Annotated in this window: 8 protein-coding genes; 5 read left to right on the forward strand and 3 right to left on the reverse strand. The window is 66.1% G+C overall.

Features of this window, described 5'->3' with window-relative positions; translation table 11 throughout:
* The first annotated feature begins 239 nt into the window (after nt 1–239).
* Nucleotides 240–1,022 (forward strand): 5-methylcytosine restriction system specificity protein McrC, encoded by a 783-nt coding sequence (locus KHN96_RS22550; protein ID WP_147282542.1) that lies wholly within the window; start codon nt 240–242, stop codon nt 1,020–1,022.
* 185 nt (nt 1,023–1,207) lie between these two features.
* Nucleotides 1,208–2,170, forward strand: a complete 963-nt coding sequence (locus KHN96_RS22555) for an IS1595 family transposase (RefSeq protein WP_115044297.1) — start codon at nt 1,208–1,210, stop codon at nt 2,168–2,170.
* Between the two features lie 478 nt (nt 2,171–2,648).
* On the opposite strand, the gene KHN96_RS22560 is transcribed toward KHN96_RS22555, so the two are convergent.
* Complete coding sequence (locus KHN96_RS22560; RefSeq protein ID WP_007182542.1) at nt 2,649–2,951, reverse strand: putative quinol monooxygenase; 303 nt, start codon at nt 2,949–2,951, stop codon at nt 2,649–2,651.
* A 66-nt stretch (nt 2,952–3,017) separates the two neighbouring features.
* On the opposite strand from KHN96_RS22560, the gene KHN96_RS22565 reads away from it, so the two are divergent.
* Nucleotides 3,018–4,031: a GlxA family transcriptional regulator gene (locus KHN96_RS22565; RefSeq protein ID WP_181817654.1), complete on the forward strand. Its 1,014-nt coding sequence runs from the start codon at nt 3,018–3,020 to the stop codon at nt 4,029–4,031.
* A gap of 160 nt (nt 4,032–4,191) precedes the next feature.
* Here the strand turns inward: KHN96_RS22565 and KHN96_RS22570 are convergent, their stop codons facing one another.
* Both KHN96_RS22570 and KHN96_RS22575 read right to left on the reverse strand, forming a co-directional pair.
* Nucleotides 4,192–5,157 carry a hypothetical protein gene (locus tag KHN96_RS22570; protein WP_115044293.1) on the reverse strand — a complete coding sequence of 322 codons (966 nt, stop codon included), beginning with the start codon at nt 5,155–5,157 and terminating at the stop codon, nt 4,192–4,194.
* A gap of 1 nt (nt 5,158) precedes the next feature.
* Nucleotides 5,159–6,394, reverse strand: a complete 1,236-nt coding sequence (locus tag KHN96_RS22575; protein ID WP_019559507.1) for a hypothetical protein — start codon at nt 6,392–6,394, stop codon at nt 5,159–5,161.
* Nucleotides 6,395–6,639: 245 nt separating this feature from the next.
* On the opposite strand from KHN96_RS22575, the gene KHN96_RS22580 reads away from it, so the two are divergent.
* Together KHN96_RS22580 and KHN96_RS22585 are read left to right on the forward strand one after the other, a co-directional pair.
* Nucleotides 6,640–6,987: a helix-turn-helix domain-containing protein gene (locus KHN96_RS22580; protein ID WP_115044230.1), complete on the forward strand. Its 348-nt coding sequence runs from the start codon at nt 6,640–6,642 to the stop codon at nt 6,985–6,987.
* On the forward strand, nt 6,984–7,763 hold a 780-nt coding region (locus KHN96_RS22585; RefSeq protein WP_244855924.1), incomplete at its 3' end, for an ImmA/IrrE family metallo-endopeptidase. The genes KHN96_RS22580 and KHN96_RS22585, both read left to right, overlap by 4 nt.

The following is a 7,763-nucleotide window of genomic DNA, read 5'->3' on the forward strand; positions in this document are numbered from 1 at the left end:
CCCGCCAAAAACCGCCCTGCACGGGCGAAATCCGGCTCGAAAGCGACGCCAGGCCGGCGCCACGATGCCGCAATCCGGGCGGCAGAGCGGGTTGTTCAGACCTTCCTTAGCTCTGAGCCGGAGGACGAGGACCGCGCGATCCTGGCCATCAGGGGAGAGCTAGAGAAGCTGTTGCCGAACCAGCAACTTGACTTCTACGCTCCGAGCGATCGCTGGACCACGCTGCATCTGACGCCATCGTGGCCGCCTACGAGGTGCTTCGCCGCTGGCTTGGCGTACCAGACGAGCAATGGATGCCGGCACGCGCAAAGGAACTCATCCCGCAGCTGATGTCCGTCACTGGTGCCCGCCCGCGCGTGCCGACCAAGGCCGAGCTCGACCGGATTCGCTACACGCCGATCACGGCGGGCTTTGCGCCCATTGCAGAACTCTCCCGCCAGATTGCGAATCGCAGAGGCCTTGCCGCCGACGTCGATGCCAGTGGCGAGACCAAGGGGGTCTTGCTTGACGTGGCCGAATTGTGGGAGATGTATGTGCTCAGCGTGCTGCGCAAGGCTGCCGCGCCGCTGACCGTGACTCACGGCGCCCGGGAGAAGGCCGCCACCAAGAAGATGCTCCATAGCGACGTCACCGGCCAGGGCTTGGGCACACTGATCCCGGACGCGATCCTCCATGCCGGAGGGCAGGTTCAAGGGGTGGTGGATGCAAAGTACAAGTCGCTGCATCCGTCCGCAAGCGCGCCGAATGGTCCGCAGCGCGAGGATCTGTACCAGATGGCCGCGTACCTTGGCCGGTTCATTCCTGCAGTCAGCAGGATGTCGTGGGGCGTACTTGCGTACCCGCTGGACCCTGCACGGCCGTCGATCCCGCCGGCCGAGCAGTTCAGCCCCTGGAGTCTGGATGGCGGTAAGAAGGTCGTCTTCACCTCCCTACCACATTCCGCATCCGAGGCGGTCACCAAGATCCGCGCATTGATCGCCCCGATGACCTCGGAACGATCTGTCTGGCGGGCGCAAGCCTAGCCGGGCATCGACTTGATGCGACAGTCCATTTGCGACCTGCGCGCCGGCCTCGCCGAAGTTTATGCCGGCCCCGGTCAACGCCCTCAATTCCCAACCTGATTAGCCCCGACCCTCAGCCGCCAGTCGCAGGATGTGCGTCGCCCACCGCCGAGCATACGGCCACCTGAAGGCGACGAGGTGGCGTCATGAGCATCAATTCCGTGCAGTTCCAGGCTGGCCTGTCCATGGCCGAGTTCATCGCCCGCTACGGCACCGAGGCCAAGTGCTACCGTGCCCTGTACCAGTGGCGTTGGCCGCAAGGCTTCCGCTGCCCGGCCTGCACTGGACGGGCCCGCTCGCGGTTTCGGCGCGGGACGACGGTCTACTACCAGTGCCGCGCCTGCCGGCACCAGACCACGCTGACCGCCGGCACGATGTTCGAGGGCACCAAGCTGCCGCTGCGCACCTGGCTGCTGGCCCTGCACCTGCTGACCGCGACCAAGACCAACCTCGCCGCGCTGGAGCTGATGCGCCACCTGGGAGTCAACTACAAGACCGCCTGGCGGGTGAAGCACAAGATCATGCAGGCCATGGCCGAGCGCGAGGAACCCCGGCGGCTCAATGGCTTCGTGCAGATCGACGATGCCTACCTCGGCGGCGAGCGCAACGGCGGCAAGCGCGGGCGCGGTGCCGAGGGCAAGCAACCCTTCGTGATCGCGGTGCAGACCGACGCCCGCTTCGCCGCGCCGAGCCTGGCCGTGATCGAGCCGGTGCGCAGCTTCGACAACGTCTCGCTCGAGGACTGGATCGCACGGCGCCTGGCGCCCGGGTGCGAGACCTATACCGACGGTCTGGCCTGCTTCCGCCGGCTCGAAGACGCCGGCCACGCCCACACCACGCTGGACACCGGCGGCGGCCGTGCCGCCACCGAGGCGCCGGGCGCGCGTTGGGTGAACGTGCTGCTGGGCAACGTCAAGCGCGCCATCAACGGCACCTACCACGCCATCCGCCAGGCCAAGTACGCGCGGCGCTACCTGGCCGAAGCCGCCTACCGGTTCAACCGTCGCTTCCGCCTGCATGAGATGCTGCCGCGACTGGCCACCGCCATGCTGCGCTGCAAGCCTTGCCCCGAGCCGGTCTTGCGCGCTGCGAGCAATTTTCATGGCTGAGGGTCGGGGCTAATCAGGATTCCCAACATTTCCGCTACATTCCTACCTCGATGTAGATGCCGGTTGGATTCCGTTTAGGGAAGGTCCACCACCATTCAACGCCCAACCGGCTCCGGTTGGGCGTTTTCGTTTTCAGGTTCCGCGAAACAACGCGGGGCGGCGACCCGTTCTGCGTGTGCTGCCCTTCGTCGCCAGGTCGCGAAGGGCCCACCCGGTTCGACTCTCTTTCGCCCTCTTTTCTCTCGAAATCCGCGCCAACTTCTTTGCGGAAGCGCACGCAAATGGCCTTGTGGCCCAGTGACTTGCACGTGCGTCACTGCCATCGGTTGTCCATCGTGCTTGGATGAGCAAGGCATCAAGCCTGCACGGGGCGCTGTGGAAGGTAGCTCCCTGGGCAAGTGCAATCGAGGGGGGACGCTGCGTAGGGCCGCGTGCCCCCCATCCTGCAGCGTGACCTGATTGAGTCAAGGCCGGGTTGTCATGCAGGCAGTTTGGCTGCAAGCAGTTCGACCTTCTCGATATTGGGCGGAGAACTGAGCAAGGTCGCGGCGTTGGCCATCAAGGCCGCGGCGATCTGGCCGTTCAGATGTGCTTGGCGACCTGCCTCATCGGCAAAGGCATCGAACACACCAAACGTCGAAGGGCCAAACTTCAATGCGAACCAGGCCGTGGTGCCGGACTCGGCGTTGGCGAGCGGCAGTGCGCTGGCCAGGAAGTCGGCAAGCGCAGCCTCCTGGCCGGGTTTGGCTTCGAGGCGAACAAACAGGGCAAGCTTGGTCATGATGTATTCCTTTGGGCAAATGGAAAAGTGGGTGAAGGGATCGACGAGACTGCAGTCTAAGTCTTCATCACAGCCATCTCTATAGGCAATAATGACAACTTTGATGTCATTATTGCCATGAAACTCCACATCCTTGTTTGTGATGGCGTGTTTGATCTGGGGCTTGCGGCGCTCACCGACACAGTGGGCTTGGCCAATGCGATGGCGGGCTCGCTGCCACAGGCTCCCGCGCACATAGAGCTCACGCTGGTGGGCGTGCGGCGTCGCATCCGAACTGCGCAAGGCTTGACGGTCCCCGTGGTCCCTGCGCATGGTGTGCCGGAACCAGACGTCGTGCTCGTGCCCGCGTTTGGCGACAAGATGCCTGACACGCTCTCGGCTCGACTCACACGCCCCGATGTGCCCGACGCGGTCGCGGCGCTACAGCAGTGGTCCACCGCTGGCGCGCACCTAGGTGCCGCTTGCTCCGGTAGCTTCTTGCTTGCAGAGAGCGGCCTGCTTGATGGGCATCGTGCGACGACGTCATGGTGGCTGGGGCCGATGTTTCGGCAGCGCTATCCGAACGTCACGCTGGACGAGTCACGCATGATCGTGGACTCGACACGCTTCACCACCGCGGGTGCCGCTTTGGCCCACGTCGACTTGGCCTTGCGCATCATCCGGGAGCGCAGTCCAGCGCTGGCGGCCCTGGTGGCACGCTATCTGCTGGTCGAGGCACGCAGTTCGCAAGCCGAGTTCGTGATTCCCGACCACCTTGCGCATGCCGACCCGGTGGTGGAGCGCTTCGAGTGCTGGGCCAGAAGTCGGCTCGCGAAGGGGTTCTCGCTGGCCGAGGCGGCGAGCGCCGCGGGCACAAGCGAGCGCACCTTGGCGCGGCGGCTGCAAAGCGTTTTGGGTAAGACACCGCTGTCGTATTTCCAGGACCTGCGCGTGGAACATGCCGTCCATCTCTTGCGCACCGGAAACGCGAGCGTCGACCAAGTCGCCGCGCAGGTCGGGTACTCGGATGGGGCGACCCTGCGGGCCCTGTTGCGCCGCAAGCTGGTCCGGGGTGTCAGGGAGTTGCGACGCGGTGGATGACCAGAGGCGTTTGGTGTATGTACAGCTGGAGACCGCCGGGAAACTGACGCAGGCCAAACGGCGCATTTGGACCTGACAAAACTACTGCCCGCAACGGCACGCAAGCTCCAGTTTGACCCCGGACACCGTTTTGCTGGCAACGCCGTGGTTGAGCAAGGCATCAAGCCTGCACGGGGCCCAATGCTGCAGCACAGGGCATCGAGTACAGCCCCGGGCGCCCCTGCACGACCTGGACGAGGGCCCGGTATGCAACGAGTGGCCCTTCGGCTTCCGGCTTGCCCTTGTCGCGCGTCTTGACCTTGAACACGTCGATGGGCTTGGCGCTGTCGAGCCCGGCACGCCGCATGACCTGTTCGGCGGTGCGGGGCTCCCCCTTGAACGACCACAGGGCCTCGAACACTGCTGCCTGAGCCTCGGTCAGCCGGATCGGGCCGTGCGGCCAGTCGGGCAGCGTGACCCAGCGGAAATCCGCCGAGAAAGGCCCCTTCACTGGCGTCGTTGGATCGCTGGCCTGCGGGTCTGGCGGCTCACCCGGCAGGCCGATGAGCGCGATGCCGCCACCGTAGAGGGTGAAGCGATCTTCCAACGCCCACCACTGCACGCCCGGCCCGAAGGGCGCACCGCGCGTTTCGCGCGGTTTGGGTGTAATCACCCGAACGTCGCCACCGGTCACGCGCACCCGATCCAGCAGCGCTGGTTCTTGCCACAGCCTCACGATGTCGCGTGCGAGCAGCACCGGCGCGCGCCGGGATTCGCCCAGCCGCCACACGCCGTCACCAAGGTCGTCGATGCCGTCGCGGCTGTCGATCGCAAGGGCCAGGCGCAGCTTCTGGCGCAGCCAGTCCTCGTTCAACCGCAGCGCTGCGCCGTCCTGCGGCGAGACCGGCACCGGCCCGCAGTCCGGGCAGCGGCACAAGCGTCCGCCGCGCCCGTCGCCGAACACCGGCGCCCGATGCAGCGCACAATGCGGGCACAGCACGCAAGATTGATCAGTCACGGCCGCCTGGATCGCGCGGCCCAGGTGCGGCAGCAGCGCCACCTCGCGCGGCGACAGGGTGGCGCGCAGCACCGGCATGCCCGCGGCGAACAGCCGGCAGACGAACTGCCAGCCCTCGTGTGCCGACATCTCACGCGTCCTCGGGAGTCGTCGCCCTGACCGTGCCCGCGGCGAAGGGTGCCTCCTGTGCGCTCAAGGTCTGGCCGGGGCGCAGGATGCCGATGCGTACCAGGTAGCGCTCCAGCTGCGCTTGCAGCTTGGCATCGAACTGGTGCAGGTTGAGCCGCCCGCGGCTCGTGACCTCGATGGGCACCACGCGCGCCCGGGTGCGCCCTGGCTCGGGAGGGTAGTACAGGTTGATCTGAGCCGCCAGCACCGCCCAGCGGCCTTCCAGCGGGCCCGGCAGTTGATCGCGCAGCAGTTCATGCACCGAGCGGTGCTGACTGGCCTGCATGGCCGTGCACTCGATTTTCAGATCTCCCTCCGGACTCAGCAGCGTGAGCGACTTCAGCTGCACCAGCGAGAAGCCGTCCTCGAACACCTCCGGCACATCGAAGCCCGTGCGCAGCGCCGACAAGTCCAGCGCCGGGGCCTTGATACGCTCGGGCGTGGCCTTCACCCCGAGCACATGCTCGGCGAAGGCCTCCACCAGCATCTGCTGCACCTTGTGACCGCCGCGCGCCAGGGTGCGCACCACGCCCGTGGCTTCGGCGTACTCCAACACCATGTGGATGTTCGGGTTGCCCACGCGCTGCTTCAACACCACGCCCTCGAACTCCAGGCGCAGCTCGGCCAGGTCTTTGACGTGCACCGTCAGCAGGTGGATGCCGGGGCTCCTGGGCACGAGATAGGCCACACAGCCCTCGCCGCACTGGCGCTCGCGCTGGTAGTAGGCCGAGATCGCTCGACGCAGACCGGCCAGTGCGGCGTCCGTCGGGATCGCAGGGCGCCGCACTCCCAAGTCGTATTGCTGCGCCTGGGCGCTGTGGTGCGCCCAGAAATCGAGATCGCTGGCGCGTTCGAACAGCGCCCGGTGCCGCACGTACAGCCAGAACGAGCGATGCAGGTCGCTCTGGCACAACGCCAGGCCCGTCACCACGGCGGGATCGGACAGCGCCGCCTCGAACATCGCCTGGCCGCCCGCGGCATCACCCAGCGCGACGCTGGCCACCAGCTCGGCCGTCAGCCGGTCGCGCGCCGAGGTGTCGCCCCACGTCATGATGGCTTCAATCACGGCCCGGTTCGGCGGCTCGTGCGGCTGTGCATCGAGCGCTGGCGGCACCGCCAGCCCATGGCTGGCGAGAAACTGGTGCAGCGTCTCATCCGGCGGCAGCGCCTGCAGCACGTCGACATAGGTCTTCTTCATCGCGTCTCGGTCCTTTCCTTGAGGTGACGTCGGAGGTCTGCTGACCGAGGCTTCGGGCACGCGGGCCGGCGACGGCTGACTGAACTTGTGTCACGCCAAAGTAAAGCAGCGTGATACAGCGCGATTGTGTCCCGGCCTGATCCGCTTGTCAAACTGCATGGCACATCTAGCGGCGTTTGGTATCACAGGGCTATACTGTCGGATCGCATTCCAACACTTCCCGTGATTCGAGACGGGGCATCGCCATGGCTTCCGCGTTTGGATCTCGCCTGCGGCGATTCCGCGAGGCGAAGAAATTGACCCTGCAGCAGGTGGCCGACGCGGTCGGCTGCACCAAGGCTTACATCTGGGAACTGGAGATGAAGGAGGGCCAACGCCCCTCGGCCGAGCGCGTGCAGGCGCTGGCCAGGGTGTTGGGCGTCACGATGGAGGACATCATGGGTGAGCCCATGCCCCAGGTCCCCGAGGCCAGCCCCGAGGATGTGGCCTTCTTCCGGGCGTACGCCGGCATGACCGAAGCTGAGAAGGACCGGGTGCGCCAAGCGCTGAAGATCATCTTCCCGGACAAGGATCTGCCGGAAAGCAAAAGGTGAACACGCCCCCGGCCCTCAACGGCGCGATCGCCGCCAACAAAGTCCACCACTGGTTGCGGGCTTGGTATGGCGCGGACGTGCCCGAGGCCGTCGATCTCGATGTCGTGCGGCAGATGCTGCCGACCACGCCCTACGGCAAAGGGGTTCGGGAGATTCGTCCGCCGGTGCAGTTCAACGACGATGCCTTCGAGGGCCTGCTGGCGCGGGACCCTGATGACCCTGAAGTCTGGGGTATCGCCTACAACGGCACGGTCAGCCCGCAGCGCCAGCGATTCACCATCGCTCACGAGCTCGGGCACTTCGTCCTGCACCGCGACCGGCAGCCGCGTTTCAACTGCGACAAGGAAAGCGTCCACTCCGGCCACGAGACCATGCGCCTGATCGAGCGCGAGGCCGACGACTTCGCCAGCAATTTGCTGATGCCCGGTGATCGGCTGCGCGAGTGGATCTCGAACGGACGCATCGATCTGCACGTCCTCAGCGCCATTGCCAAGCGCTTCCAGGTCTCGTTCGAGGCGCTGTGCATCCGCTTCATCAAGTTCACCCCGCAGCGCGCGATCCTGGTCTACTGGGACAACGGCTACGCGAAGTACGAATGGCGCAGCAGCAGCGCCGTGAGAACCCGGGCACGCATCCGGCGCAGCGGCGATCCGCAAGAGCCCTTACCCGGCACGCTCGCCGCCGACGCGAGCGTCGAGCAGGCATGGGATGGCGTCGAGATGTCCGCCGCGATCTGGTGCCCGGAGGAAGCCCCCCACATGAAGCTGCGCGAGTTC

The organism is Ralstonia mannitolilytica (genome assembly GCF_905397375.1).
Lineage (GTDB): Bacteria > Pseudomonadota > Gammaproteobacteria > Burkholderiales > Burkholderiaceae > Ralstonia > Ralstonia mannitolilytica.